Annotated in this window: 26 protein-coding genes and 1 tRNA gene; 6 read left to right on the plus strand and 21 right to left on the minus strand. The window is 71.2% G+C overall.

Annotated elements, in window-relative coordinates; all coding sequences use genetic code 11:
- Positions 1-50: 50 nt before the first annotated feature.
- From AB0F98_RS21650 to AB0F98_RS21670, 5 genes are all read right to left on the minus strand, one after another.
- Positions 51-419, minus strand: a complete 369-nt coding sequence (locus AB0F98_RS21650) for a GntR family transcriptional regulator (RefSeq protein WP_357738014.1) — start codon at positions 417-419, stop codon at positions 51-53.
- Positions 420-436: 17 nt separating this feature from the next.
- Complete coding sequence (locus AB0F98_RS21655) at positions 437-1,360, minus strand: YhjD/YihY/BrkB family envelope integrity protein (RefSeq protein ID WP_357737942.1); 924 nt, start codon at positions 1,358-1,360, stop codon at positions 437-439.
- A 68-nt stretch (positions 1,361-1,428) separates the two neighbouring features.
- On the minus strand, positions 1,429-2,022 hold the full coding sequence (locus AB0F98_RS21660) for a 2'-5' RNA ligase family protein (protein WP_357738016.1): 594 nt from the start codon (positions 2,020-2,022) through the stop codon (positions 1,429-1,431).
- A gap of 20 nt (positions 2,023-2,042) precedes the next feature.
- Positions 2,043-3,068: a tryptophan--tRNA ligase gene (trpS, locus tag AB0F98_RS21665; RefSeq protein WP_357737944.1), complete on the minus strand. Its 1,026-nt coding sequence runs from the start codon at positions 3,066-3,068 to the stop codon at positions 2,043-2,045.
- 33 nt (positions 3,069-3,101) lie between these two features.
- Positions 3,102-4,031 carry a hemolysin family protein gene (locus tag AB0F98_RS21670; RefSeq protein WP_357738018.1) on the minus strand — a complete coding sequence of 310 codons (930 nt, stop codon included), beginning with the start codon at positions 4,029-4,031 and terminating at the stop codon, positions 3,102-3,104.
- Between the two features lie 367 nt (positions 4,032-4,398).
- Between AB0F98_RS21670 and galE the strand changes: the two genes are divergently transcribed.
- Positions 4,399-5,328: a UDP-glucose 4-epimerase GalE gene (galE, locus tag AB0F98_RS21675; protein ID WP_357738020.1), complete on the plus strand. Its 930-nt coding sequence runs from the start codon at positions 4,399-4,401 to the stop codon at positions 5,326-5,328.
- A complete protein-coding gene (gene galK, locus AB0F98_RS21680; protein WP_357737946.1) occupies positions 5,325-6,482 on the plus strand; it encodes a galactokinase in 1,158 nt (385 codons plus the stop codon). Before galE ends, galK begins: the two co-directional genes overlap by 4 nt.
- 192 nt (positions 6,483-6,674) lie before the next feature.
- Here galK and AB0F98_RS21685 read toward each other — a convergent pair whose 3' ends face one another.
- The 9 genes from AB0F98_RS21685 to AB0F98_RS21725 all read right to left on the minus strand — a co-directional run bounded on the left by AB0F98_RS21685 (position 6,675) and on the right by AB0F98_RS21725 (position 14,812).
- Positions 6,675-7,985 (minus strand): GTP-binding protein, encoded by a 1,311-nt coding sequence (locus AB0F98_RS21685; RefSeq protein WP_357737948.1) that lies wholly within the window; start codon positions 7,983-7,985, stop codon positions 6,675-6,677.
- Positions 7,985-8,893: a sulfate adenylyltransferase subunit CysD gene (gene cysD / locus AB0F98_RS21690; protein ID WP_076474129.1), complete on the minus strand. Its 909-nt coding sequence runs from the start codon at positions 8,891-8,893 to the stop codon at positions 7,985-7,987. The genes AB0F98_RS21685 and cysD overlap by 1 nt, the downstream gene beginning before the upstream one ends.
- A 74-nt stretch (positions 8,894-8,967) precedes the next feature.
- On the minus strand, positions 8,968-9,798 hold the full coding sequence (locus tag AB0F98_RS21695; protein ID WP_357737950.1) for an inositol monophosphatase family protein: 831 nt from the start codon (positions 9,796-9,798) through the stop codon (positions 8,968-8,970).
- A 123-nt stretch (positions 9,799-9,921) separates the two neighbouring features.
- Entirely contained in the window at positions 9,922-10,512 is a 591-nt protein-coding gene (pth, locus tag AB0F98_RS21700) for an aminoacyl-tRNA hydrolase (protein ID WP_076474127.1), read from the minus strand.
- A gap of 96 nt (positions 10,513-10,608) precedes the next feature.
- Positions 10,609-11,307: a 50S ribosomal protein L25/general stress protein Ctc gene (locus AB0F98_RS21705; RefSeq protein WP_357737953.1), complete on the minus strand. Its 699-nt coding sequence runs from the start codon at positions 11,305-11,307 to the stop codon at positions 10,609-10,611.
- 301 nt (positions 11,308-11,608) lie between these two features.
- Positions 11,609-12,589 (minus strand): ribose-phosphate diphosphokinase, encoded by a 981-nt coding sequence (locus AB0F98_RS21710; RefSeq protein ID WP_355145612.1) that lies wholly within the window; start codon positions 12,587-12,589, stop codon positions 11,609-11,611.
- A gap of 59 nt (positions 12,590-12,648) precedes the next feature.
- A complete protein-coding gene (gene glmU, locus AB0F98_RS21715; RefSeq protein ID WP_357737955.1) occupies positions 12,649-14,184 on the minus strand; it encodes a bifunctional UDP-N-acetylglucosamine diphosphorylase/glucosamine-1-phosphate N-acetyltransferase GlmU in 1,536 nt (511 codons plus the stop codon).
- A 73-nt stretch (positions 14,185-14,257) separates the two neighbouring features.
- A tRNA-Gln gene (locus tag AB0F98_RS21720) sits at positions 14,258-14,328 on the minus strand.
- 43 nt (positions 14,329-14,371) lie between these two features.
- Entirely contained in the window at positions 14,372-14,812 is a 441-nt protein-coding gene (locus AB0F98_RS21725) for a hypothetical protein (protein WP_357737957.1), read from the minus strand.
- Between the two features lie 393 nt (positions 14,813-15,205).
- Here AB0F98_RS21725 and AB0F98_RS21730 point away from each other — a divergent pair, with 393 nt between their 5' ends.
- Positions 15,206-16,162, plus strand: a complete 957-nt coding sequence (locus AB0F98_RS21730; protein WP_357738022.1) for an acyl-CoA desaturase — start codon at positions 15,206-15,208, stop codon at positions 16,160-16,162.
- Positions 16,163-16,388: 226 nt separating this feature from the next.
- Positions 16,389-17,078 (plus strand): TetR/AcrR family transcriptional regulator, encoded by a 690-nt coding sequence (locus tag AB0F98_RS21735; protein WP_357737959.1) that lies wholly within the window; start codon positions 16,389-16,391, stop codon positions 17,076-17,078.
- Positions 17,079-17,146: 68 nt separating this feature from the next.
- Here the strand turns inward: AB0F98_RS21735 and AB0F98_RS21740 are convergent, their stop codons facing one another.
- The 7 genes from AB0F98_RS21740 to AB0F98_RS21770 all read right to left on the minus strand — a co-directional run bounded on the left by AB0F98_RS21740 (position 17,147) and on the right by AB0F98_RS21770 (position 23,400).
- Entirely contained in the window at positions 17,147-17,623 is a 477-nt protein-coding gene (locus AB0F98_RS21740) for a DUF4383 domain-containing protein (protein WP_357737961.1), read from the minus strand.
- 274 nt (positions 17,624-17,897) lie between these two features.
- The gene (locus tag AB0F98_RS21745; RefSeq protein WP_357737963.1) at positions 17,898-18,353 is read right to left on the minus strand and encodes a DUF4383 domain-containing protein; all 456 of its coding nucleotides are present in this window, start codon (positions 18,351-18,353) and stop codon (positions 17,898-17,900) included.
- Between the two features lie 126 nt (positions 18,354-18,479).
- Complete coding sequence (locus tag AB0F98_RS21750; RefSeq protein WP_357737965.1) at positions 18,480-20,285, minus strand: ABC-F family ATP-binding cassette domain-containing protein; 1,806 nt, start codon at positions 20,283-20,285, stop codon at positions 18,480-18,482.
- A 133-nt stretch (positions 20,286-20,418) separates the two neighbouring features.
- Positions 20,419-21,372, minus strand: coding sequence for a 4-(cytidine 5'-diphospho)-2-C-methyl-D-erythritol kinase (locus AB0F98_RS21755; RefSeq protein WP_357737967.1), 954 nt, complete (start codon positions 21,370-21,372; stop codon positions 20,419-20,421).
- Positions 21,369-21,536 carry a Uma2 family endonuclease gene (locus AB0F98_RS21760; protein WP_355145632.1) on the minus strand — a complete coding sequence of 56 codons (168 nt, stop codon included), beginning with the start codon at positions 21,534-21,536 and terminating at the stop codon, positions 21,369-21,371. Before AB0F98_RS21760 ends, AB0F98_RS21755 begins: the two co-directional genes overlap by 4 nt.
- Before the next feature lie 9 nt (positions 21,537-21,545).
- The gene (gene rsmA / locus AB0F98_RS21765; RefSeq protein WP_357737969.1) at positions 21,546-22,415 is read right to left on the minus strand and encodes a 16S rRNA (adenine(1518)-N(6)/adenine(1519)-N(6))-dimethyltransferase RsmA; all 870 of its coding nucleotides are present in this window, start codon (positions 22,413-22,415) and stop codon (positions 21,546-21,548) included.
- Between the two features lie 76 nt (positions 22,416-22,491).
- Entirely contained in the window at positions 22,492-23,400 is a 909-nt protein-coding gene (locus AB0F98_RS21770) for a TatD family hydrolase (RefSeq protein WP_357737971.1), read from the minus strand.
- 197 nt (positions 23,401-23,597) lie between these two features.
- Between AB0F98_RS21770 and AB0F98_RS21775 the strand changes: the two genes are divergently transcribed.
- Together AB0F98_RS21775 and AB0F98_RS21780 are read left to right on the plus strand one after the other, a co-directional pair.
- Positions 23,598-24,845 (plus strand): hypothetical protein, encoded by a 1,248-nt coding sequence (locus tag AB0F98_RS21775; protein WP_357737973.1) that lies wholly within the window; start codon positions 23,598-23,600, stop codon positions 24,843-24,845.
- 138 nt (positions 24,846-24,983) lie between these two features.
- Positions 24,984-25,835, plus strand: a complete 852-nt coding sequence (locus AB0F98_RS21780) for an alpha/beta hydrolase (protein WP_357737976.1) — start codon at positions 24,984-24,986, stop codon at positions 25,833-25,835.
- Positions 25,836-25,975: the final 140 nt, after the last annotated feature.

Here is a 25,975-nt window from a genome sequence, read left to right on the forward strand (position 1 = left end):
CGCCCGATCCCGCTCGCCCCGCATCGTGCTGCGCTGCGGCGACCGGCGTCTCAGCCCGGGCGGGACGCGTCCAGGGCGGCCCGGACCAACGCCAGCGCCGTACCGGGCGGCACACCGAGCCGGCGGGCCTGGAGGGCGTACTCCGCGGCCGACCGCTGCAGCCGGTCCATCGCGTCGTCCCGCCCCGGCGCCACGAACGTGCCGTTGCGGCCCCGGGTCTCGATCAGACCGGCACCCTCCAACTCCCGGTACGCCCGGGCCACCGTGTTCGGAGCCAGGTTGAGGTCCGCGGCGAGCTGCCGCACCGTGGGCAGCCGGGTGCCCACCGGAAGCCGCCCGTCGCCGACCATCTCGGCGAGCTGGCCACGCACCTGCTCGTAGGGCGGCACCGGCGAATCCAGGTCGACCGAGATCAGCATGTCCGCCTCCCGCTTGGTCAACTGGCACCCCCCGGGGTGCCGGGATCGGTCTGCTCGTCGAGGTCGGCCGGTGGCGGGCCCGCCGCCAGGTCGACCACCCGTCCCCGCGTGCTGGTCGCGGCGAGCGCCGCGCCGAAGAGCAGCAACTGGTTGAGCAGGTAGAGATAGAGCAGCAGCCCGACCGCGCCGGCCACGACGGTGTACGCGGGGCTGTGCTCGGTGCGTACGACGTAGTAGCGGCCGACCGTGTTGAGCAAGGTGATGCCGACGGCGACGAGCAGGACGATCGGGCGGAGCCGCGATCGGCTCATCCGCAGCCGGGGCACCGCGACGAGCAGCAGCGTGGCGAGGACCGCGTTGACCACCACGCTGAGTACCGCGCTCAGCGTGGTCAGGCCGAGCGACCCGGTGCTGCGCAGCAGGAAGCGCAACGCCGACTCGAGCGCGTCGACGGCCGCCACCGAGGCGCCGAGCAGCACGAAGACGAGGACCATCACGCCGATGTCCACCAGCCGGCGGATCACCAGGTTGCCGGGTTGCTGTTTGAGCCCGTAGATCAGTCGCTGGGAGGAGCGGATCGCCTCGATCCAACCGATCCCCGTGAAGGTCAGGATGATCAGACCGATCACCCCGACGGTGCCGCTGCTGTCGGCGATCTGCGCCGGGTCGAGGAACGGCAGATTGTCCCGGAGGAAGTTGCTCGCGGCCATGCTGAAATCGCTGTTGTCGTTCAAGGTCGCGCCGAAGATGGCGTACACGACGAGGGCGAGCGCGAAGACCGCGAAGAAGCCGTAGTAGGCGATCGCCGCGGCCAGCCGGCCGCCGAGCACCTCGGCATAGCGGGCACCGGCGCGCCACACGTGGTCGAAGAGGGCGGACCGGCGGCGGCCGGCGCTCACCCAGCGGTCGATGCTCGCCTCGACCCGGCCGATCACGTTCACGCCGTCATCCTCGCCGATGTCGCCCCGTAGTGGGGGTAACCGTCGCGCGTGTGCCCGCGCCGGGTCGGTCAGCCGCCCAGCCGGAAGTCACGCCGTGGCTGCCACCGGGCCTGCCCGCTGTGCAGGAAGAGGGTGAACGCCGCCACCTCGAACACGGCCGAGAAGTCGGCGAGGTCCTCGTACACCTTGTCCAGCGCCTCGGCCGGGACGTCCTGTGCCACGGTGACGTGCGGGTGGTACGGAAACCGCGCCTCCCGATGCAGCTCCGGGGCGGCGCTGATCGCGCCGGCGAGCAGTTCACACTCGCTGATCCCGGCGGCCACCGCCACGAAGACCACCTGGGTCACCGGGCGGAACGTACCGGTGCCGCGCAGGTGCAGGGTGAACGGCAGGTGGGCCGACGAGACCGTGGCCAGGTGCCGCTCCACGGCGGGCAGGGCGGCGGCCGGTATCTCGGTCGGCCCGAGCAGCGTGACGTGCGCGGGAATGTCGGCTGCCTGAGGGTCGCCGGCCTCCGCGCGCCGCCGGGTCAGCTGACCACCCCATGGCTCCGGGATGTCGACAGCTACCCCGATCTGGATGAGGTCACCCTGCCCGGACGCCCCGTCCCTGCGATCCACGCTGCGCGCCACCTCTCCGGCCACCGGCCCGTGTCCACCCAGTCCTGTGCCGCGTCGCGGCGCTATTCGCCGCGCACCGGCGGGAAGAACCCGATCCGCTCGTACACGAGGCGCAGCGTCGGACCGGCCACCGCGCGAGCCTTCTCCGCGCCGGTCGCGAGCAGCTTGTCCAGCTGAGCCGGGTCGTCCAGGTAGCCGCGCGTGCGCTCCTGGATCGGCCGGACGAACTCGGTGACCACCTCGGCCAGATCCTTCTTGAGGTCTCCGTAACCCTTGCCGGCGTACGCGGCGACCAGGCCGTCGATGTCGCGGCCGGAGAGCGCCGAGTAGATGGTCAGCAGGTTGGCGATGCCCGGCTTGCCCTCGGCGTCGAAGACGATCTCCCGGCCGGTGTCGGTGACTGCCGAACGGATCTTCTTGGCCGTACGGGCCGGTTCCTCCAGGAGATCGATGATGCCGGCCGGCGAGGACGACGACTTGGACATCTTCGCGGTCGGTTCCTGCAGGTCGGTGATCTTCGCGGTGTCCTTCACGATGTGCGGCGCGGGCACGGTGAAGGTCTTACCGAACAGCGAGTTGAACCGCTGTGCCAGGTCGCGGGAGAGTTCCAGGTGCTGGCGCTGGTCCTCGCCGACCGGCACCGCGTCGGCCTGGTAGAGCAGGATGTCGGCGGCCTGCAGGATCGGGTAGGTGAAGAGACCCACGCTGGAGCGGTCGCTCCCCTGCTTCTGCGACTTGTCCTTGAACTGGGTCATCCGGCTCGCCTCGCCGAATCCGGTGATGCAGCCGAGCACCCAGGCCAGCTGCGGGTGCTCGGGCACCTGGGACTGGACGAAGAGGGTGCTGCGCTCCGGGTCGAGGCCCAGCGCGAAGAGCTGGGCGGCGGCGACCCGCGACCGCTGCCGGAGCACCTTCGGGTCGTGCCCGGCGGTGATCGCGTGCAGGTCGACCACGCAGTAGAACGCCTCGTGGGTCTCCTGCAGCGCTACCCAGTGCCGCAACGCGCCCAGGTAGTTGCCGAGGTGGAACGAGTCGGCGGTCGGCTGGATGCCGGAGAAGACGCGGGGGCGGGCGGGAACGTCGGGCATGACGCCAATTCTGTCAGCCCGCCCGGCCGCCCGTCATGACGGCCCGGCGGGTCGGCCTCCGCCGGTCGAGGTGGGCGTTGTCACCTCACGCCGCTGCTCCGGCAGTCGTGCGGCGGAGATCGCGATCCGAGCCGCCCGCCGTCCTTCCAGAGCCAGCACCCGCAGCAGCCAACCGCCGGGCAGGTCGCCCGGTTCACCGGCGCCGCTCGGTCCGGGTGCCACCGGAACCTCGTCACCGGCGACCGGCAGCCGACCGAGCACGGCCATCACGAACCCACCCACCGTCTCGTACGGCCCGGGCGGCAGCGTGATCCCGGTGCGCTCCGCGAAGTCGGCGAGGTTGAGCCGGCCGTCCACCACCGCGGGCAGCCCGGAGTGCACCGGGTCCGGCGTGGCGTCGTACTCGTCGTGGATCTCGCCGACCAGCTCCTCGATGAGGTCTTCCAGCGTGACGATGCCAGCCGTGCCGCCGTACTCGTCGACCACCACCGCCAGGTGGTGCCCCTCCCGGCGCATCTCGGTCAGCGCGGCGAGTACCCGTTTGCTGCCGGGCAGTCGCTTCACGTCCCGGACCAGCTCGCCGACCGTGACACGGGGATCGGTGTCCGGGCGCAGCAGCACGTCGTGCAGGTGGACGAAGCCGACCACGTCGTCGTGGGTGCCGTCGGTGACCGGGTAGCGGGTGTGCGGCTCGGCTCGCACCAGTCGGGCCGCCTCGGTGATGTCCAGCCCGGCGGGCAGGAAGACCACCTCGGTGCGGGGCATCATGACCTCGCGGATCAGCCTTGCGCCGGCGACCAGCACCTCGTCGATGATCCGGCGCTCGTCGGCGTCGAGCAGGGTGTTCGCGGCCACCAGGTCACGCAGGTCGGACTCGCTGATCTGCTCCCGACCGGCTGCCGGGCCGGCGCCGAGCAGGTCGGTCACCCGGCGCGTGGCGGCGTCGGCCGCCCGCACCACCATCCGGGCCACGGCCCGGGCGAGCGGCCCGGGGTCGCGACCCGGCCGTCGCCGGGCGCGTCGCCGACGCTCGGGACCGCCTGCTTCCCGCATGTCAGAGATGGTAGACAGCGGGACGTTCCGGCACCGGGTTTCCTGCGGCCGCCGCGGCTGCGGTCCCGCGTCGAACCACCCTCACGTGTTCAACTCTGTTGGATCGTGAGAGTTTATGATGGAGTCGCGATGCTCGGCGTGACGGGCCGAGCCACCCCACGCGCCCGTAGGGTGTGCACCGACAGCGGCCGCGTTCCGAGCCGGCCAGGCAGGAGGCAACGACGTGAAACTGCTCGTCACCGGCGGCGCTGGCTACATCGGCAGCGTCGTGACCCGGATGCTGCTCGACGCCGGTCACGAGGTGGTCGTCCTCGACGACCTGCGCACCGGCCACCGGGTCGCACTCGCCCCCGACGCCACCCACATCGACCTGCCCGTCCACGAGGCGGCACGGGTCCTCACCCGGGAAGCCGGCTTCGACGGGGTGCTGCACTTCGCCGCCCTCATCGCCGCCGGCGAGTCGATGGTCAAACCCGAGCTCTACTGGCACAACAACACCGTCGGCTCGCTCGCCCTGATCGACGCGGTCCGGGCCGCCGGGATCCCCCGCCTGGTCTTCTCCTCCACCGCCGCCGTCTACGGCAATCCGACGGAGCTGCCGATCCCGGAGACCGCGGTGAAGGCGCCGACCAACACGTACGGGGCCACCAAGCTCGCCGTCGACATGGCCCTCACCTCCGAGGCGATCGGGCACGGCCTGGCCGCCGTCTCGCTGCGCTACTTCAACGTGGCGGGCGCGCACCTCACCGACGACGTCACCCTCGGCGAGCGGCACGACCCGGAGACCCACCTGATCCCGATCGCACTGGAGGTCGCCGCCGGCCGGCGGGAGAAGCTCCAGCTCTTCGGCGACGACTACCCCACCGTCGACGGCACCTGCGTCCGCGACTACATCCACGTGGCCGACCTGGCCCGGGCCCACCTGCTCGCGCTGGACGCCGCCACCGCCGGGCAGCACCGGGTCTACAACCTCGGCAACGGCAACGGGTTCACCAACCGGCAGGTGGTCGACGTGGTCCGCGAGGTGACCGGGCACCCGCTGCCGGTCGAGATGGCACCACGCCGCGAAGGCGACCCCGCCGAACTCGTGGCCTCCTCCCGGCTGGCCCGCGAGGAGCTGGGCTGGGTGCCGCAGAAGCCGACCCTGCACGACATGGTCGGCGACGCCTGGACCTTCTACCGCACGCACCTGATGGAGCAGGCATGACCGACGTCGCCGACCGCGCCACCGCCGGCTTCCGCCAGGAGTTCGGCGAGCCACCCGCCGGTCACTGGGCTGCGCCCGGGCGGGTCAACCTGATCGGCGAACACACCGACTACAACGACGGCTTCGTGCTCCCGTTCGCGCTGCCGCTGCGTACGGTGGCCGCCGCCGACCGGCAGGAGGGCGCGCGCTGGACGGTCTGGTCGGAGCTGTCCGGCGAGACGATCAGCTTCGGCGCCGACGAGGCCGACGAGCCCGGCCGGGTCACCGGCTGGGGCGCGTACGTCGCCGGAGTCGTCTGGGCCCTGCGCGACGCGGGTCACGACGTGCCCGGCGCCCGTTTCGCGATCGCGTCCGACGTGCCACTCGGCGCCGGGCTCTCCTCGTCGGCCGCACTGGAGGCGGCGGTGCTGACCGCACTGGTCGACCTGGGCGGCCTCGACCTGCCCGCCGACCGGCAGCCCCGGCTCGCGCAGCGTGCCGAGAACCACTACGTCGGGGCGCCGACCGGCATCATGGACCAGTCGGCCTCCATCCGCTGCCGCGACGGACACGCGCTCTTCCTCGACTGCCGCACCGAGGGCGTCGAGCACATCCCGTTCGACCTGCGGGCCGCCGGGCTCGCCATGCTCGTCATCGACAGCCACGCCCCGCACCGGCACGCCGACGGCGAGTACGCGGCCCGCCGCAAGTCCTGCGAGGCCGGCGCCGAGCTGCTCGGTGTGCCCGCGCTGCGCGACGTCACCATCGACCAGCTCGACGCCGCGCTCGCCCGCCTCGACGATCCGGAGACCCGCCGCCGGGTCCGGCACGTGGTCACCGAGGACCAGCGGGTGCTCGACACGGTGGCGCTGCTGCGCGCCGGCCCGGTCCGCGAGATCGGCCCGCTGCTCACCGCCTCACACGTCTCGATGCGCGACGACTTCGAGATCACCGTGCCGGAGATCGACACCGCGGTCGAGGCGGCGCTCGCCGCCGGCGCGCTCGGCGCACGGATGACCGGCGGCGGCTTCGGCGGCTGCGTCCTGGCCCTCGTCGAGGCAGCCGCCGCCGACTCGGTCGCCACCGCCGTCACCGCCGCCTACGCCAGGAACGGCTTCCAGCCCCCCGCGCACATCACCGCTCTCCCCGCCCCCGGCGCCACCCGCCTCGACTGACCCCCGCCCCTTCCCGCGCGCCTCTTTCCCGGAAAGAGTGGCCAACCGTCGCCGGATAGCCACTCTTTCCGGGAAAGTGCGTGAGAGCTGAGGGGGTCATCCGTCCAGGGCTGTGCGGTGTGCTGGCTCGCTGTCACCGCGTGCTGGGCCGGGACGTCAGCTCCCGCAACGCGCCTCGACGCGGCCGAGCCCTCAGCCCGCCTCGACGATCATGCCGGCCCCGACCGTACGGTTGGTCGTCTCGTCGATGATGACGAAACCGCCGGTGGTGCGGTTGCGGCGGTACTCGTCGGCCAGCAGCGGCACCGTCGTACGCAGCCGGACCCGACCGATCTCGTTGAGCCGCAGTTCACCCGCCGACTCGTCCCGGTGCAACGAGTTGATGTCGAGCCGGTAGTGCAGTCCCCGCACGATCGCCCGGGCCGACCGGGTGGTGTGCTTGATCGCGTACTTGCCGCCGACCTGCAACGGGCGGCTCTCGTCCATCCAGCAGACCATCGCCTCGATGTCCTGCGCCACGGCGGGAGCGTTGTTCGGACGGCAGATCATGTCGCCTCGGGAGATGTCGATCTCGTCGGTCAGCCGTACGGTGACCGACATCGGCGGGAACGCCGTCGCGACCGGCCCGTCGGCGGTCTCCACCGACGCGATCCGGCTGGTGAAGCCCGACGGCAGCACCATCACCTCGTCACCCGCCTTGAGCACGCCCGAGGCGACCTGACCGGCGTAACCCCGGTAGTCGGTGACGGTCGTCGACTGCGGGCGGATGACGTACTGCACCGGGAACCGCACGTCGACCAGGTTGCGGTCGCTGGCGATGTGCACCCGCTCCAGGTGATGCAGCAGCGCCGGCCCCTCGTACCAGGGCATGTTCGGCGACCGGCTGACGATGTTGTCGCCCTTCAGCGCGGAGACCGGCACCACCGTCAGGTCGGGCACGTCGAGCTTCGCGGCGAACGCGGTGAACTCGTCGGCGATCCGCTCGAAGACGTCCTGGGAGAAGTCGACCAGGTCCATCTTGTTGACGCAGAGCACCAGATGCGGCACCCGCAGCAGAGAGCAGAGGAAGGCGTGCCGGCGGGACTGTTCGACCAGGCCCTTACGGGCGTCGACCAGGATCAGCGCCAGGTCCGCAGTGGACGCCCCGGTGACCATGTTGCGGGTGTACTGGATGTGCCCCGGGGTGTCGGCGATGATGAACTTCCGCCGCGGCGTGGCGAAGTACCGGTACGCCACGTCGATGGTGATGCCCTGCTCCCGCTCCGCCCGCAGACCGTCGGTGAGCAGCGCCAGGTTCGTGTACTCGTCGCCGCGCGCCGCACTGACCGCCTCCACCGCGGCCAGCTGGTCGGTGAAGAGCGACTTCGTGTCGTAGAGCAGCCGGCCGATCAGCGTCGACTTGCCGTCGTCCACGCTGCCCGCGGTGGCGAAGCGCAGCAGGTCCATGCGACGAGTGGCGGACTCGGCGTCCGCGCCGGCCGACACGGCGGTCTCGACGGTCATCAGAAGTAGCCCTCCCGCTTGCGGTCCTCCATGGCAGCCTCGCTGACCCGGTCGTCACCACGGGTGGCGCCACGCTCGGTGATCCGGGTCGCGGCCACCTCCTCGATGACCTTCTCCACCGTGTCCGCGTCCGAGCGCACCGCCGCCGTGCAGGAGGCGTCGCCCACCGTGCGGTAACGAACCCGCTCCTTGAACAGCTCCTCGCCGGCCCGTGGCCGGATGAACTCGTTGACGGCGTAGAGCATCCCGTCGCGCTCGATCACCTCGCGCTCGTGCGCGTAGTAGATCGACGGGAGCGCGATCCGCTCCCGGGCGATGTAGTGCCACACGTCCAGCTCGGTCCAGTTGGACAGCGGGAAGACCCGGATCGACTCACCCGGGTGGTGCCGACCGTTGTAGAGCGCCCACAGCTCCGGACGCTGGTTCTTCGGATCCCACTGGCCGAACTCGTCGCGGAAGCTGAACACCCGTTCCTTCGCGCGGGCCTTCTCCTCGTCCCGCCGGGCACCGCCGAAGAGGGCGTCGAAGCGGTGCTCCTCCACCGCCTCCAGCAGGACCGGGGTCTGGATCCGGTTACGCATCCCGTCGGGGGACTCGCGGACCAGGCCGCGCGCCAGCGCGTCCGGCACGCTCGCCACCACCAGGTGCAGGCCGATCTCCGCGACCTGCCGGTCGCGGTACTCCAGGACCTCCGGGAAGTTGTGCCCGGTGTCCACGTGCATCACCGGGAAGGGCACGTTCGCCGGGGCGAACGCCTTCTGCGCCAACCGCAGCATGACGATCGAATCCTTGCCGCCCGAGAAGAGCAGCACCGGTCGCTCCATCTCGGCGACCACCTCGCGCATCACGAAGATGCTCTCCGCTTCCAACGCGTCGAGGTGCGAGACCTGGTAGGCGGGCGCGCTCATGGCCCGGGCTCGATTCGCTCGCTCATCCGAATTCCAGACCTTTCCGGTCGGGGAAGTCAAGAACTGGGCACAGGCTACCCGGAATGCCTCCGCAGCGCCGCAAGCAACCGAGGGGCGAGATCCCGACGGCAAACCAGCAGGTCGGGCAGGCGTGGATCCGCCTCGTTGTACTTCAGCACCGAACCATCGATCCGGGAAGCGTGCAGTCCGGTAGCAGTCGCCACGGCCACCGGTGCCGCCGAATCCCACTCGTACTGGCCGCCCGCGTGGATGTACGCGTCCACCTCACCGGTCACCACAGCAGCGATCTTCGCGCCGGCCGAACCCATCGGCACGAGGTGCGCCCCCACGTCGTCGGCCAGGTCAGTGAGGAACACCGGCGGGCGGCTCCGGCTCGCCGCCAACCGGATCATCCGGCTACCGGCTGCCGCCGCCTCCAACGCCATCGGCGGGTACGCCGGCGGATAGTCCGTGGCCAGCACCCGCTGCTGCCCGGGCAACCCGACCGCCCCGGCGACCAGCCCGTGCGGGCTCGGCGCCGCACGCGACCAGAGCGCCACGTGCACCGCCCAGTCGGAGCGGCCCTCCTCGGCGAACTCACGGGTGCCGTCGAGCGGGTCGACGATCCACACCCGGTCCGCCGTCCGCCGCGACCCCCCCTCCGGGTTCACCTCCGCAGCCCAGGCCAACCGGGAACCCTCGTCCTCCTCGGAGAGCACCGCGTCACCCGGACGCCACTTCGCCAACTCGGTGCGGATCAGATCGTGCGAGACCTTGTCCCCCGCCGACTTCAACCCGCCCGGGTCGGCGAAACCCAGCTCCGCGCGCAACCCCAACAGCGCCTGGCCCGCCCGGGCCACCAGCCACCGGGCGAAAGCGCCGTCGATCGTCGGAGGAGTGCCCATGGTCCGCTCCCGTCGCCTCGCCACGGCCCGGTTCGTCCCGCGCGACCCGCGCCGCCGGTCACCACACATCGAAAGGCGCAGACTACCGGCCCGCAGCCCCCGAACGGGTACGCCCCGCCCGCGTCAGGCGCCGTGGTAGAGGTTCTGTGTCGGCTCCACGCCACGGGTCATGACCGACTCCACCACGTCAGCGGCCCGATCGACCAGAAACTCGAGCTCCTTACGCTCGACCGCGCTGAAATCCGACAGTACGAAATCGGCCGGGTCCTGCCGCCCCGGCGGCCGCCCGATGCCGAACCGGACCCGCACGTAGTCCTTCGTACCCAGCGACTTCGTCATCGAGCGCAACCCGTTGTGGCCGCCCTCGCCACCGCCCACCTTCACCCGCAGCTGCCCGTAACCGATGTCCAGCTCGTCGTGCACCGCGACGACCTGCCCCGGCACCACCTTGTAGAACTGCGACAACGCGGCCACCGGCCCGCCGGACAGGTTCATGTAGGTCAACGGCTTCACCAGCACCAGCCGGGGACCGCCGAAACCCAGCCGGCCCTCCGCGACCTCCGCCACGGCCCGCCGGTGCCGGCCGAACTTCGCACCCACCCGCTGCGCGAGCAGATCCGCCACCATGAAACCGACGTTGTGCCGGTTACCGGCGTACTCACGACCCGGGTTGCCCAGGCCGACCACCAGCCACGGCCCCGCCTCGTCCGTCACGACCCACCCTTCCCAAGTGCAACTCGACCGGACCCCGATACGCCGACAGGCGCCCCCGAACGCGGGGACGCCTGTCGCACGTTTGAACCGACCGGATCAGGCCCCGGTACGCGCCTCGGCGTTCTCCTCGCCCTCGGCGGCCGGAGCCGCGTCGGCGCCCTCGGAGGACTCGGTGACCTCGCCGACCTCGGCCTCGGCCTCCTCGGTGGCCTCCTCGACCTCGGGCAGCGTCGCCTCGAGCTGCTCGGCCGTCGGGGCGGCGGTCACCGTGGCGACCGGCAGCTCCGGGTCGGCGGCCAGCTCGACACCCGCCGGCAGCGTCACGTCGGCCGCGGTGATCTGCGCACCGGCCTCGGCACCCTCGATCGACGCCTCCAGGTGGTCCGGCACCCGGGTGGCGTCGGCGGTCACCGACAGGGTGTCGTGGTCGTGCACGATCAGCGTGTCCTTCGCGGCCTCACCGGTCAGCTCGACCGGGACCTCGACGGTGACCTTCTCGCCCCGCCGGACCAGCAGCAGGTCGACGTGCTCGAAGGTGTCCTTGATCGGGTCACGCTGGATCGCCTTCGGCAGCGCCAGCACCTGGGTGCCATCGCTCACCTCGATGGCGAACAGCTGGTTCGCCCCACCCTTGCGGATCGCGGCCGCGAACTCACGGGACGGCAGCGCGATGTGCTTCGGCTTCTCGCCGTGGCCGTACAGCACGGCGGGCACCTTGCCGGCCCGGCGGGTACGACGGGCACCACCCTTGCCGAACTCGGTACGGGGCTCGGCGCTGATCTTTACCTCGGACACGGGGAAACTCCTGATGCTTTCGCTGCGGCGGCTTGTCGTCTGGCGGTGCTGGGGCGAGGGGCTCGCTGGGGCTCATGCGTCATGAACGACTGCCCGGAGCACCGCGTCGATGACGGTGCCTCCGTGCGGTGCTTCCTCAGCGGCCCGCCGGGCACCCTCGCCGTGGCAACCGCACCAGTCTACCCGAGAGAATTCCCGGCTCTCCGCCAGTCCCCATATCACCGCCGACGTTGACTCGCAGGCCAACTTCCACCCTCACCGGCGGCCGCTTACGACGGCCGCCGGACAGGCGACAACGACCTCAGCTCAGGCCACCGAAGAGGGTGGTCACCGAACCGTCGTCGAAGACCTCGCGGATCGCCCGGGCGAGCAGCGGAGCGATCGACAGCACGGCGATCTTGTCGAGCTGCTTCTCCGGCGGCAACGGCAGCGTGTTGGTCACCACGACCTCGCTGATCGGGCTGTTCTTCAAGCGCTCCGTCGCCGGGTCGCTGAGCAACGCGTGGGTCGACGCGACGATCACGTCGGCGGCACCGGACTCCTTCAGGATGTCCGCCGCGCGGCAGATGGTGCCACCCGTGTCGATCATGTCGTCCACGATCAGGCAGACCCGGCCCTCGACGTCACCGACGACCCGGTTCGCCACCACCTGGTTCGGCTTCATCGGATCGCGGGTCTTGTGGATGAACGCCAGCGGGCACCCACCCAGCCGGTCCGTCCAGCGCTCGGCCACCCGCACCCGGCCAGAGTCCGGCGCGACCACCGTCAGCGGCCGGCCCGCGTACTGGCGCTCGACGTACTCGGCCAGCACGTCCATCGCGAAGAGGTGGTCGACCGGCCCGTCGAAGAAACCCTGGATCTGCGCGGTGTGCAGATCCACGGTGAGGATCCGGTTCGCCCCCGCGGTCTTCAGCAGGTCGGCGATGAGCCGGGCCGAGATCGGCTCCCGGCCCCGGTGCTTCTTGTCCTGCCGCGAGTACGGATAGAACGGCAGTACGACGGTGATCCGCTTGGCCGAACCGCGCTTCAGCGCGTCGATCATGATCAGGGTCTCCATGACCCAGGTGTTCACACCGTGCGTGACGGACTGCACCACGAAGGCGTCCGAACCACGCACCGAATCCCTGTACCGCACGAAGATCTCGCCGTTGGCGAAATCGTACGCATCGGTAGGCGTCGGCGCGATGCCGAGCACCTCCCCGATCTCCTTGGCCAGCTCCGGAAAGCCACGTCCGGTGAAGAGCATCAGGCTCTTGCGGTTTTCGGCGACGATGCTGCCCATGGGCCCGTCTGCTCCCGTTGGTCGGTGGTGCCCGGCGCGCGGTGGTGGTGGGCCGGGGACTAGTCGGTTGCAGTATCTCCCTCGGGTGATTCCCCGCCCAGGGCCCGGCCATCCCCGTGGATTGCCTCACCTTCGCTTGCCGCCGCGGTTCCCGCCGACGCACCCTCCGCGGCACGCAGCGCCCTCTCCGCCGCCGCCGCGGACACCGTGCCGGGGCGCTTGCGGGCCACCCAGCCCTCGATCTCGCGCTGCGGCGCCCGAGTCACACCCAACGCGCCCGGCGGCACGTCCTTGCTGATCGCACTGCCCGCCGCGATGTACGCGCCGGCACCCACCTCGACCGGAGCGATCAGGCTGGTGTCGCAGCCGACGAACGCCCCCTCACCGACGATCGTCCGGTTCTTGTTCACCCCGTCGTAGTTCACGAAGATCGTCGCTGCGCCGATGTTCGCCTTCGCCCCGATCGTCGCGTCACCCACGTACGACAGGTGCGGGACCTTCGCGCCCGGCCCCACCTCGGAGTTCTTCACCTCGACGAACGTCCCGACCTTCGACTTCTCCGCCAGGCGCGCGTCCGGACGCAGGTACGCGTACGGGCCGACGCTCGCGCCCGGACCGACCTCCGCGCCCACCGCGTGGCTGCGCAGCACCGTCGCGCCCTCGCCCACCACAGTGTCGATCAGCGTCACGTCCGGGCCGACCACGGCGGCGGAGCCCACCACGGTGGCACCGCGCAACTGGGTGTTCTGGTCGACCACGGCGTCCCGATCCAGCGCGACGGTCACGTCGATCCAGGTGGTCTCCGGGTCGAGCAGGCTCACCCCGGTACGCATCCAGCCCTCGTTGATCCGGTCGCGCAGCAGCCGGCGCAGCGCCGCCAGCTCGACCCGGTCGTTGCAGCCCAACGTCTCCGTATGATCCGGCGCGACGTGCACGGCGACCGGCTCACCTGCCGAGTTGAGCAGACCGAAGACGTCGGTCAGGTACTCCTCGCCCTGGTCGTTGTCCGTCGACAGCTTGCCCAGCGCGTCGCGCAGGCGAGCCGCGTCGAACGCGTACGTCCCAGCGTTGATCTCCCGGATGGCACGCTGCTCCGTGGTCGCGTCCCGCTCCTCGACGATCTGTTCCAGCCGGCCGTCGGCGGACCGCACGATCCGGCCCAGACCGGTCGGGTTCGGCACCTCGGCGGCGAGCACCGTGGCCGCGGCCCCCTCACCCTCGTGCGCCTGCACCAGCGCGCTCACCGTCTCCGGACGGAGCAGCGGCACATCTCCGTTGATCACGACGACGGTGCCGGTGGCGTCCGGTACGGCCTCCAGCACGATCCGCACCGCGTGACCGGTGCCGAGCTGCTCGGCCTGGAGCACCGGAACGACGTCCGGCGCGATCTCGGCGAGGTGTCCGCGGACCTGGTCGGCGCCGTGCCCGACCACCACCACGGTCTGGCCCGCGCCGAGTGGCGCAGCCGCGCTCAGCACGTGGCCGAGCAGCGTACGACCGAGCAGCGGGTGCAGCACTTTCGGCAGCGCCGATTTCATCCGCTTGCCCTCACCGGCGGCGAGCACGACGACGGTGCGAGGGTGGGGCTGGGACACGACCTTGCTCCCGTCGGGACGGCGACACTTCCGCGGTCATGCTAACCAGACATCAACGGCCGCCGAGCAGAAGCTCCCGGGAGAGGATTCGAACCCCTACAATCAGGACCAAAACCTGACGTCCTGCCATTAGACGACCCGGGACGGTCAAAAAAGTCAAAGCAAGCAGCTGCCCGACCCCTACACCTTAGCGTCCCGGCGGCGGCATGCCATCGCCCATTCCTTTCATGATCCCTTCTACCTTCCAGTACAGCCGACTCGACCTGACCACCTCGACAGCGAGGCACCCTCGGTAGCCGTCGCCGGTGTTCCGCCGATTCGTGGCCGGCCGGTGGCGCTTGAGGACTGTGGGCTGGAAATCCTCAGGCGAGACGCCGACCAGAGCCGCCCACCAGCGCACGGCCTCCGGCGCGTCGGCCGTCTCGTGAATGCTGAGCCGAAACCGCAGGTCCGCGCGCCGCACCCCCATCGCCGCCACGAAGCGGAGGAACAGCGTGACCAGCGCGGGGTCGCTGTTGACGAACCTGACCCGGCAGTCGCTGGGACGCCACGGCTTCGCCTTCGTGCCCTCGGCCCAGTAGATCGCCGCACCGACGAGGACCAGTTCCCGGTAGCGAAGTTGCTTCACCCAGCCTGCGGTCGCCGCGACGGTGTCCGCCCGAGCCGCGTCCCGCTGCTCGATGACCCGCCCACTGCGCGTCGGTCATCACCTTTGAGTGCGCCCGGCGCCGGGCTCGCGATTCCTCGTCGTCAGGCAGGGGTATGTGTCCGATCCAACGGTGGGCGGTCGACTTCGCCACCCCCAGCCGTTGCGCGATCGTGGGCACGGAGCAGCCCTGGGAACGCAGGTGCACGGACTGCGCGTACAGGTCGTCCCCGTAACGGGGATCGGTCATAGGCCGACGCTAGGACGGCCGTACGACGAAAGCGGTTCGCGAACTTCCCCGTGCGATCTACGGTTCCGTAAGTTACGGTGACGTAGGCGTAGCTTGTGATGTCCCCTACTCCCCTGCGAGGTGCCATGTCGACCGCCCTGCTCGAACCGAAAGCGTCCGGACCGAAGCCACTTACCCAGGGCACGCAGTCGCCCGGCATCCTCGTGGCTCTCTGGCTGTTCGTGGTGATTCCCTTCGCGGCCCTGGTCGCCGCCGTGCCGATGGCCTGGGGTGGCTGGTTGAGCTGGACCGATGTGGGCATCGCCGCGTTCTGGTATGTGCTCTCCGGGCTCGGTGTGACGGTCGGCTACCACCGCTACTTCACCCACGGTTCGTTCAAGGCGCGGCGCGGGTTGCGCGTGGCGCTGGCGGTCTCCGGCTCTCTCGCGGTGCAGGGCGAGATCATCCAGTGGGTGGCCGACCACCGTCGCCACCACGCCTTCTCCGACCTGGAGGGCGACCCGCACTCGCCGTGGCGGTTCGGCGAGAGCGTCTGGGGCCTGACCCGCGGCCTCTTCCACGCGCACGTCGGCTGGATGTTCCACCGGGAGCTTTCCAACCGGCAGCGGTTCGCGCCCGACCTGGTCGCCGACCGGGACATCAAGCGCGTCGACAAGCTCTTCCCGCTGATCGTGACCATCTCGGTGCTGGGTCCGGCACTGATGGGCGGGCTGCTGACCTGGTCGTGGCAGGGCGCGCTGACCGCGCTCTTCTGGGCGGGGCTGGTCCGCATCGCGCTGCTGCACCACGTGACCTGGGCGATCAACTCGGTTTGCCACGTCTACGGCGAGCGCCCCTTCGCGATGCGGCACGGCGACCGGGCGGCGAACTTCTGGCCGCTGGCGATCCTCTCCTTCGGAGAGAGCTGGCACAACCTGCACCACGCGGATCCGACCTGCGCGCGGCACGGCGTCATGCGCGGTCAGGTGGACATCTCGGCCCGGGTCATCTGGTTCCTCGAGAAGTTCGGCGCGGCGTACGACGTCCGCTGGCCGAAGCCGGAACGCCTGGCAGCGAAGCTCGTGTCGCCGTCGGCGGGATGATCCGGGAGTTGAGCTCGCGGGTTACCTGGCAGTATTGCCCGGTGACCGAACGAAGCGGGGGGAATGCCGCGCGGCACGGCGACAGGGGGGCCAGGCACGCGGCGGGTACGGTCGGTCGGCGCGCGAGCGCCCTCCGGCCGTACATCAGTGAGGCGGCGAAGTGAGCGGATACGGCGGAGGCACCATCCCACGGCAGGGCGTCACCGAGCGCCGGCGAGGTGACCAGATGGCGGATGTGTCAAGCAGCGACAGCGGCGTCAATCGACAACGGCCGGTGGCCGGGCCCGGCGGCAAGCCTTCTTCGCGGGTACGCATGTCGGCGGCTCAGCGCCGGGAGCAGTTGATCTCGATCGGGCGGCAACTCTTCGCGGAGCGCGGCTTCGACGCGACGTCGGTGGAAGAGGTGGCGGCTCGGGCGAAGGTCTCGAAGCCGGTGGTGTACGAGCACTTCGGTGGCAAGGAGGGGCTCTACGCGGTCGTGGTGGACCGGGAGGTCCGCGCGCTACTGGACCGGATCACCACGGCGTTGACCGCCGGTCATCCGAGGGAGTTGCTGGAGCAGGCGGCGATGGCACTGCTCAGCTACATCGAGGAGGAGACGAGCGGGTTCCGGGTGCTGGTCCGTGAGTCGCCGTTGATGTCAGCGACGGGCAACTTCAGCAGCGTGCTCAACGACGTGGCCCATCAGGTCGAGCACATCCTGGGCGCCGAGTACAAGAGCCGGGGGTACGACCCGAAGCTGGCCGAGCTCTACGCGCAGGCGCTGGTCGGCATGGTGGCGTTGACCGGCCGCTGGTGGCTGGAGGTCCGCAAGCCGCGGAAGGAGACGGTCGCCGCGCACCTGGTGAACCTGGCCTGGAACGGCTTGTCGCACCTGGAGGCCAAGCCCACGTTGATCTCCTCTCGGAATCGCTGAGTCCGATCCGGGGACTGGACGGCAGGCGGCCTCACCACGGTTTCGCGGGTCCGCCGCCGTCCGGGTGGTCAGGGCGTGTTCGCCTCGGAGATCTGGCGCCTCCGGTTGCGCCCCTCGGCCTCGGCGAGCTCCGCTGGGCCGACCTTGTCGTACAGGCCGGTGCCGAGCAGCACCAGACCGAAGATCATCGACACGATCACCGTCGACATCGAGAAGTTCAGGAAGTTCGCCTCGGTCTGCAGCAGCGACATCATGAGGATGCTGGTGACCAGGAAGACGATGCCGGCGGTCAGGTTCATGTAGTGGCCGAGGTTGGTGCGGCGGGAAGCGCCGATGATGAGGAAGGCGCCGAAGATCACCGACGCGATGGAGAACGCGAGGTTGGTGCGCAGGCCGAGCACCCAGTTGCTCTCGCGGGCGAAGAGGAACTGGCCGGCGGTCAGCGCGACTCCCCAGGCCCCGAAGACCAGGATGTAGAGCCCGATGAGCCCGGAGAGAACTCGGTAGATCGGCCGCGCCGGATGGTTCACCGGGAAATGCGCCATGAGCCTCTCCTCCGCCCGAGATGACCGGTTCTGGAGGATTGTCGCCCGCCGGACCACTCACTGTCCGGCGAACCGCCCGCCCAGCGTGAGCATCTGCTCGGACCGGGCCACAAAAAGATGTCCCACCCCTCCGGGCCGAGGGCGCCGGACGGAGCGGGACCAGGAGGGGTTTCGCCGAAGCCCGACCCGCGGAGGGATCAAGCCTGACCGCGCGGAGCGGGTCGGGCTCCGGCGAAACCGGAAGCGCAAGGAACCAGAAGCGAAACCATAAAGATCAGAGCACGAGGCGCGCCTTCTGCCACGCCTCCTTCTCCTCGTCGGTGCCGACCTTGCCGTACATGCCGACCATCAGCAGCACCATCCCGGCGACCATGAGGACGATGACCGTGCCGATGTTGAAGTTGAAGATGTTCGCGTCGGTCCGGATGAACGCGAGCCCGCCGAGGCTGACGACCATCAGGATGTACGCCATCCACTGATTGATCAGCACGTCGATGTTCCGGCCGAGCGCGGTACCAGCCAGCACGAGAATCCCGAACACGATGCTGATCAGCGAGAAGACGAGGTTCGTGCCCTGGCCGAGGACCCGGGTGTCGTCCTGGGCGAGGACGTCGTTGCCGGCGGTCGCGATGATGCCGAGCACACCGAAGACCACCAGGTACAGACCGATCAGCCCGCCGATCGCCCGGTAGATCGGCCGCGCGGGGTGGTTGACGGGGGTGTGGGCCATGTCTGAGTCTCCAACGCCGTTTCGGGTGAGGGTCGACGACGATTCTCCCGCACGCCGGATTGTGACTCGGCACACGGGGGCCCACCTGCGGTGGCGACCACTGGCCGGGCCGCCACCGTCGCCGGGTCAGTCGGCGGGCAGTTGCTCGGCCAGCGCCAGCCAGGACTCCTCGGTCTGTTCCCGTTCGGCCCGCAGGTCCTTGAGCTGGCCGTCCAGTTCAGCGACCTTCGCGTAGTCGGTGGCGTGCTCGGCCAGCTGGCCGAGCAGCGCCGCCTCACGCTGCTCGAGCTTGCTGATCTGCCGTTCCAGCCGGGTGAGATCCTTGCGCGCCTGCCGCACCTCGGCTGCGGAGAGGCCGGTGCGGGCCGGCGCCTCCGGCGTGGCGGCGGGCACGGCCTCGGTGCGGGCGGAGCCGGGTCGGCCGGCCGCCCGGGCCAGGTATTCGTCCACGCCGCCGGGCAGGTGCACCAGCCGGCCGTCGCCGAACATGCCGTACACGACGTCGGTGACCCGCTCGATGAGGTAACGGTCGTGGCTGGCCACGATCAGCGTCCCGGGCCACGAGTCGAGCAGGTCCTCCAGCCCGGCGAGGGTGTCGGTGTCCAGGTCGTTCGTGGGCTCGTCGAACAGGAGCACGTTCGGCTCGCCGGCGAGCAGGCGGAGCATCTGCAGGCGGCGACGTTCGCCACCGGAGAGGTCGCTGACCGGTGTCCAGAGTCGCCGGTCGTCGAAGCCGAAGATCTCAGCGAGCTGGGCGGCGGAGATCTCCCGGTCGCCGAGCTGCACCCGGCGGGCCACCTCCTCGACGGCCTCCAGCACGCGTAGCTGCCCGGGAAGCTCGGCCAGTTCCTGGGAGAGGAAGGCGGGCCGGACCGTGGAGCCCGTGACGAACCGGCCGCCGTCCGGGCGGGTGACACCGGCGAGCATCCGCAGCAGCGTGGTCTTGCCGGCTCCGTTGGCGCCCAGAATGGCCACCCGATCGCCGGGGCCGACCTGCCAGGTGAGGTCGTGCAGGATCTCCTTGGGACCGGCGTGCAGGGTGACCTGCTCCAGGTCGTACACCTGCTTGCCGAGCCGGGCGGTCGCGAGTCGTTGCAGCGACATGGTGTCGCGCGGTGGTGGGACGTCGGCGATCAGGGCGTTGGCCGCGTCGATCCGGAACCGCGGCTTGGAGGTCCGGGCGGGCGGGCCGCGACGCAGCCAGGCGATCTCCTTGCGGAGCAGGTTCTGCCGGCGGGCCTCGGTGGCCGCCGCGACCCGTTCCCGTTCGGCACGGGCGAGGGTCCAGGCGGCGAAGCCGCCGTCGTACGACCGGACGGTCTGGTCGGCGACCTCCCAGGTGGCGGTGCAGACGGCGTCGAGGAACCAGCGGTCGTGGGTGACGACGACGAGGGCGCCCTTGCGGCCGAGCAGGTGCCGGGCCAGCCAGTCGACGCCGCCGACGTCGAGGTGGTTGGTGGGCTCGTCGAGGATCAGCAGGTCGGAGTCGCGGACCAGCAGCGCGGCGAGCGCCACCCGGCGACGCTCACCGCCGGACATCGGGCCGACCGGCTGGTCGAGGCCGAGGTGGGGCATGCCGAGGCCGTCGAGGATGCCTCGGACCCCGGCGTCACCGGCCCACTCGTGCTCGGCGCCCATGCTCTCGTCGAGCCACTCGGTGCCGAGCACGACGTCCCGGACGGTGGCGTCGGGGGCGAGGGTGAGGTTCTGTGGCAGCCAGGCGACCCGCAGGTCGCGGCGGTGGGTGACGCGGCCGTCGTCCGGCTCCTCGCTGCGGGTGAGCAGCCGGAGCAACGTCGACTTGCCGGCGCCGTTGAGCCCGACCACGCCGATCCGGTCGGCGTCGTCGAGGCCGAGCGAGACGTCGGTGAGCAGCGGCCCGGCGGCCCCGTAGCCCTTGGACACCCGGTCCAGGTTGAGGATGTTGGCCACGACCTACCTTTCATGATCAAGGCGTCCGGTGCCGGCGAGGCACGGGACGCCTGGCCTTCAAGGGTACGCGGACACCCTCGATCGCGCGGTCGCCGCCCGCTGCGGCGGGACGGCGGGCGGACGGCGAGTGGCGTCAGATGATCCGGGCGCCGGCCACCGGGCCGTGCGCCACCCGGGCCTCGCGGCACACGGCGGCCGCGGTCAGTTCGGCGGCGATCCGCTCGGCGCGCCTGCTGTCCTCCGCGAGGAAGACGCAGGTCGGTCCGGAACCGGAGACGATGCCGGCCAGCGCGCCGGCCGCCTCGCCCGCCTTGAGCGTCTCGGCGAGCGCGGGACGCATCGCGAGGGCGGCGTCCTGGAGGTCGTTGCCGAGCGTGGCGGCGAGCACCCGCGGATCCCGCTGGCGTAGCGCGCCGAGCAACGCGTCGGTGCTGCCGAGCGGCGGGCCGGCGGTGCCGGCCTCGCGCAGCCGGTCCAGCTCGCGGTAGGCGGCCGGCGTGGAGAGGCCGCCGTCCGCGATGGCGACGACCCAGTGCCAGGAGGTCGGGCGGGCCAGCACCGGGCTGACGGTCTCGCCGCGCCCGGTGCCCAGGGCGGTGCCGCCGTGGATGAGGAACGGCACGTCCGACCCGAGGTCGGCGGCGATGTCCGCCAGTTCGTCGCGGGAGAGCCCGGTGCCCCAGAGCGCGTCGCAGGCGACCAGGGTGGCGGCCGCGTCGGCGCTGCCGCCGGCCAGGCCGCCGGCGAGCGGGATCTGCTTGCGCAGGTGCAGCCGGGCGTGCGGAAGCACCCCGGCGTAGCCGGCGAGCGCGTGGGCGGCCCGGATCACCAGGTTGCTGTCGTCCAGAGCCAGTTCGCCGGCGCCCTCCCCCTCCATGGTGAGGGTGAGGGTGTCGCCGCGGCGGGCCGTCAGCTCGTCGTAGATGGAGATCGCGTGGTAGACGGTGTTGAGTTCGTGGTAGCCGTCGCGGCGCAGCGGTCCCACGCCGAGGTGGAGGTTGACCTTCGCGGGCACCCGCACCTTCACCGGGCCGCTGGCCCCACGCCGCTGCTCGTCCTCGTCGTCCGGTCGCCAGGCCTCGGTCACGGGGCGATGTCCCGCGCACGCAGGCGGATGTCGAACGGCTTCTCCACGATCAGCTCCTCGGCAGCGTCGACGACCGGCTCGTACCGGCCATCGACCAGGTCGTACGCGTACACGTGCAGCGGATCCTGCTCGATCCGCAGGTGGTGCGGGGTGCCGGCGGGCACGGCGCCAGCCTACTGCCCGACGGGTGCGGCGGCCGGAGCCGACGCGGCGATGGCGGCGAACTGCTCGACGGTGAGCGCCTCGCCGCGTGCCCCGGGGTCGACGCCCGCGGCGGTGAGCGCGGCGGCGGCCCGGTCGGCGCCCCCGGCCCAGCCGGCGAGGGCGGCACGCAGGGTCTTGCGCCGCTGGGCGAACGCCGCGTCGACCACGGCGAAGACCCGTTCGCGGGCCACGTCGGTGCGGGGCGGTTCACGACGGGTGAAGGCCACCAGCCCGGAGTCGACGTTCGGCACGGGCCAGAAGACGTTGGGCGGAACCCGGCCGGCGGCCCGGGCACGGGCGTACCAGGCGAGTTTGACCGACGGGATGCCGTACACCTTGGAGCCGGGACCGGCGACCAGCCGGTCGGCGACCTCCTTCTGCACCATTACCAGGCCGTGCCGCAGGCCGGGCAGCTCGGCGAGCAGATGCAGCACCACGGGCACGGCGACGTTGTAGGGCAGGTTCGCCACCAGCGCGGTGGGCGCCGGGTCGCCGAGGTCGGCGGCGGTGACGCGCAGCGCGTCCGCGTGGTGCACGGTGAGCCGGGCGGCGTGCGGGCCGGCGTACCGGGTGGCGGTCTCGGGCAGCGCGCCGGCCAGCACCGGGTCGATCTCGACGACGTGTACGTGCGCGGTGACCGGGAGCAGGGCCAGGGTGAGCGAGCCGAGCCCGGGTCCGACCTCCAGCGCCACGTCGTCGGGCGCGAGCCCGGCGGCGGTGACGATCCGCCGCACGGTGTTCGGATCGTGCACGAAGTTCTGCCCGAGCCTCTTCGTCGGGGCCACACCCAGCCGGGCGGCCAGCTCCCGGATCTCCGCCGGGCCGAGGAGACCGCTCATGGGCAGCAGCGTAGGCGGGGCGGCCGGGCCGGTCGGAAGCGGCCCGGCTCCGCCGGGCGCCGGGCCGCCACGGCGCTCACCACGGGCCGAACACCCGGTCGCCGGTGGCCGAGATGGCAGCGCAGAGTTCGTCGAGGTCGGCGCCGGTGGACGCGGCGAGCGCGCGGACGGTCAGTGGGATGAGGTACGACGCGTTGGGGCGGCCGCGGTGCGGCGTGGGGGTGAGGTACGGGGCGTCGGTCTCCACGAGGATCTGGTCGATCGGCGTCAACGCGGCGGCCTCGCGCAGCGCGGCGGCGCTGGCGAAGGTGACCGTGCCGGCGAAGCTGAGCAGGTAGCCACGGCGTACGCACTCGGTGGCGAAGGCGGCGTCGCCGGAGAAGCAGTGCAGCACCACGGTGTCCGGCGCGCCCTCGTCGTCGAGGATGCGCAGTACCTCGGCGTGCGCGTCGCGGTCGTGGATGACGAGCGCCTTGCCGTACCGCTTGGCGATGGCGATGTGCGCCCGGAAGCTCTCCTCCTGGGCGGCGCGGCCCTCGTCGCCGGTGCGGAAGAAGTCCATTCCGGTCTCGCCGACGCCCCGCACCCGGTCGTGGGCGGCGAGTGCCTCGATCTCGCGCAGCGCCTCGTCCAGATCGGGCAGGCGGGGGGCGTCGTTGGGGTGCAGCGCCACGGTGGCCACCACCGCCGGATACCGCTGCGCGGTCGCCACGCCCCACCGGGACGAGGGGACGTCCACTCCGACCTGCACCAGGCGGTCCACGCCGACCATCGTGGCGACCTCGATGGCCGTACCGACCGGGTCGTCGGATTGACCGCCGCCGGGGACACCGGCCTCGCTGACCGTTATGTCCAGGTGGGTGTGGCTGTCGAGCACCGGGCGGGGCAGGGGCTCCGGCGCGGGCGGGAACTCACCCGCGCGGCGGGCGGCACGGGCGCGACGGGACTCGGCAGCGTCGATCGGCTGTTCGGTTGGCTGGCTCATCACCCAAAGGATCACACACCGAGCTGGTCCACCTGCCCGCCACCTGCTGTTCACCTCGATTACCCAGGGCGACTCTACGGTCGCCCGGTGAGCGAGCGGAACGCAGCGAACCACTGGGAACAGCCGCGTGGCGCTCGCGCCGACGCGCAGCGGCGACGCGAGCGGGCAGATCACGGGTACCGCGGCACGGTGACGCGATGAGCGTCGCGCCGCAGACCAGCGGCGAGGCCGACGGACGTACCGGGCTGCGGGTGACGTACGGCGGAGGTGTGTACCCGGCGGAGGAGATCGCCCGGGGTGCCGCGTACGAGTTGTTCAGCGCCGACGAGGTGCCCGGGTTCGAGTGGGCGCCCCGGCCCGGTTCGGCCCTTCCCTGGCACCGGTTCGTGCACGTCACCGAGGTGACCGCGGTGCACGGCGCGCCGGAGGCGTCGGAGGAGCTGGAGTCGCCACTGATGATGCCGGCGCACCGGGAGCGGGGCTGGGGGTACGTGCACCAGCTCAGCCAGCGGCCGGACGCCGCCGGTGACCCGGTGCTCGGCACGGTGCGCGGGTCGGCGGTGGTTCGGCGGGGTACCCGGATGGTGAAGATGCTCTCCGCCCGGCAGCTCGCCGGGTACGTGCGGGGGTGGCTGCCGCACGGCTTCTGCTACCGGGAGCACGACGTGGCGCACCTGCGTACGCCGGCCACGGCGATGTTGCTGCGTACCGACGGCGACGCGGGTCGCGACGGCGTGGACGTGGCGTACGCGTTGCGCTGGCGGGCCGCCGACCCGGGCGACTACGACATCCCGATGGGTGAGGCACACCGGGGGTTGACCGCGCTGCCGCCCCGGGACCGGTTGGGTCCTCCGGTGCTCGGCACCGGTTTCGTGCCCAGCAGCAGTCAGCTGATCCCCGAGTTCGTCACCCGCGATTTCGCCGACCTGCCGATGCCGGCGAACGTGAGCCTGCTCGCCTACCCGGCCGAGGGGGTCGAGGTGGTGTTGTACACCTACCAGGCGGAGCAGCGGGGTTGGCTGCGGATGGTCGGGCCGCAGTGGCGGCACCTGCTCGCCGCGGTGCCGGGGCTCTCGCCCGATCAGGAGTACCTGCCGGTCGGCGAGGCGCCCCGATCCACCCACCTGATCGGGGCGTACGGCGGAACCGAGTATGAGGCGATCGCCGACCTGCCCGGCGGCTTCCGGGTGCTGGCGATGACCCGGGCCGCCCGCTACCCGGTCGAGGCGGCGGCCCGCCGGCTGCGCATCGGGCAGTGGCGGGGGGTGCCATGCGTCGTACTGCGGGAGGAGGCGGGTTGGTTGCGGCTTCGGCTGCGCCGGCCGGACCCGGACACGGTGGCGCTCACCGGGGCACAGTGCCACGACCGGGGCGTGTACGAGGTCTGGGCGCCGGGGGCGGAGGTCACGGACGCGCAGGTGGTGGACTTCCCGTACCCGCTCTGAGGTGGCGGGCGGAGAGCTGACGCCCCCGCGGCGGACAGCCTTACCCGGGCGGACCGTGTCAGGGACCGGGCATATCGGCGGATCGGACGGGAATGCGCCGGGCGAGGAGAGAACCGAGCCCGACTTCAGGAGAAGAGCATGCCGTTCATCACCGTGGGTACGGAGAACTCCGCGCCCATCGACCTGTACTACGAGGATCATGGCTCCGGCCAGCCGATCGTGCTGATCCACGGCTTCCCGTTCAACGGTGCGACCTGGGAGAAACAGGCCGTTCCACTGTTGAACGCCGGTTACCGGGTCATCACCTACGACCGGCGTGGTTTCGGCAACTCGGCGCAGCCGACCATCGGGTACGACTACGACACCTTCAGCGCCGACCTCGACGTCCTGATGTCCGAGCTGGACCTGCGCAACGTGATCCTGATCGGGCACTCGATGGGCACCGGCGAGGTGACCCGATACCTCGGCGCGTACGGGTCGCAGCGGGTGAGCAAGGCGATCATGTTGGCGCCGCTGGCGCCGTTCCTGATGCAGACGGCGGACAATCCGGAGGGTGTCGAGAAGAGTCTCTTCGACGGCTTCCAGCAGGCGATCATCAAGGATCGCTTCGCCTTCCTCACTCAGTTCTGCAACAACTTCTTCAACTGGAGCGAGAACAAGGGGAAGCTCGTCAGCGAGGAGGCGTACCGGGCGCACTGGGAGATCGGCGCACGGGCCTCGGCCAAGGGCACGTACGACAGCGTGGACGCCTGGCTGACCGACTTCCGGGGTGACCTGCCGCAGATCGACGTACCGGTGCTGATCGTGCAGGGCGACAAGGACAACGTGCTGCCGTACGCGAAGACCGGGCAGCGGTTGCAGGCGATGCTCGCCGGCAGCCAGTTGATCACCTTGAAGGGCGCTCCGCACGGTATCCCGTGGACGAACGCCGACGAGGTCAACAACGCGATCATGAACTTCATCGGGGCGCCGGCGATGAGCCGCGCCTGATGCCGTCCGCGGCCGCGCCTGGTGCGGGGCGCGGGCCGGGCACGATCGGCTCTCGGGCCGGTCGGGTGAGGTGCGGCCCGGGGATGCCCCGGGCCCCCCCGCCGCGGTCGGGCCCGCCCGGCCGGCGGGCCCCCGCCCCG

Source organism: Micromonospora sp. NPDC023737 (assembly GCF_040639715.1).
GTDB lineage: Bacteria > Actinomycetota > Actinomycetes > Mycobacteriales > Micromonosporaceae > Micromonospora.

Coding starts and splice junctions, on each gene's coding strand:
- AB0F98_RS21650 (WP_357738014.1), bottom strand. CDS start 419: ATGCTGATCTCGGTCGACCTGGATTCGCCGGTGCCGCCCTACGAGCAG.
- trpS (WP_357737944.1), bottom strand. CDS start 3,068: ATGCCCGACGTTCCCGCCCGCCCCCGCGTCTTCTCCGGCATCCAGCCG.
- AB0F98_RS21670 (WP_357738018.1), bottom strand. CDS start 4,031: ATGGTGGTGCGGGCGGCCGACGCCGCCACGCGCCGGGTGACCGACCTG.
- galE (WP_357738020.1), top strand. CDS start 4,399: ATGCTGCTCGACGCCGGTCACGAGGTGGTCGTCCTCGACGACCTGCGC.
- galK (WP_357737946.1), top strand. CDS start 5,325: ATGACCGACGTCGCCGACCGCGCCACCGCCGGCTTCCGCCAGGAGTTC.
- AB0F98_RS21685 (WP_357737948.1), bottom strand. CDS start 7,985: ATGACCGTCGAGACCGCCGTGTCGGCCGGCGCGGACGCCGAGTCCGCC.
- cysD (WP_076474129.1), bottom strand. CDS start 8,893: ATGAGCGCGCCCGCCTACCAGGTCTCGCACCTCGACGCGTTGGAAGCG.
- AB0F98_RS21695 (WP_357737950.1), bottom strand. CDS start 9,798: ATGGGCACTCCTCCGACGATCGACGGCGCTTTCGCCCGGTGGCTGGTG.
- AB0F98_RS21710 (WP_355145612.1), bottom strand. CDS start 12,589: ATGGGCAGCATCGTCGCCGAAAACCGCAAGAGCCTGATGCTCTTCACC.
- AB0F98_RS21730 (WP_357738022.1), top strand. CDS start 15,206: ATGTCGACCGCCCTGCTCGAACCGAAAGCGTCCGGACCGAAGCCACTT.
- AB0F98_RS21735 (WP_357737959.1), top strand. CDS start 16,389: ATGGCGGATGTGTCAAGCAGCGACAGCGGCGTCAATCGACAACGGCCG.
- AB0F98_RS21740 (WP_357737961.1), bottom strand. CDS start 17,623: ATGGCGCATTTCCCGGTGAACCATCCGGCGCGGCCGATCTACCGAGTT.
- AB0F98_RS21745 (WP_357737963.1), bottom strand. CDS start 18,353: ATGGCCCACACCCCCGTCAACCACCCCGCGCGGCCGATCTACCGGGCG.
- rsmA (WP_357737969.1), bottom strand. CDS start 22,415: ATGAGCGGTCTCCTCGGCCCGGCGGAGATCCGGGAGCTGGCCGCCCGG.
- AB0F98_RS21770 (WP_357737971.1), bottom strand. CDS start 23,400: ATGAGCCAGCCAACCGAACAGCCGATCGACGCTGCCGAGTCCCGTCGC.
- AB0F98_RS21775 (WP_357737973.1), top strand. CDS start 23,598: ATGAGCGTCGCGCCGCAGACCAGCGGCGAGGCCGACGGACGTACCGGG.
- AB0F98_RS21780 (WP_357737976.1), top strand. CDS start 24,984: ATGCCGTTCATCACCGTGGGTACGGAGAACTCCGCGCCCATCGACCTG.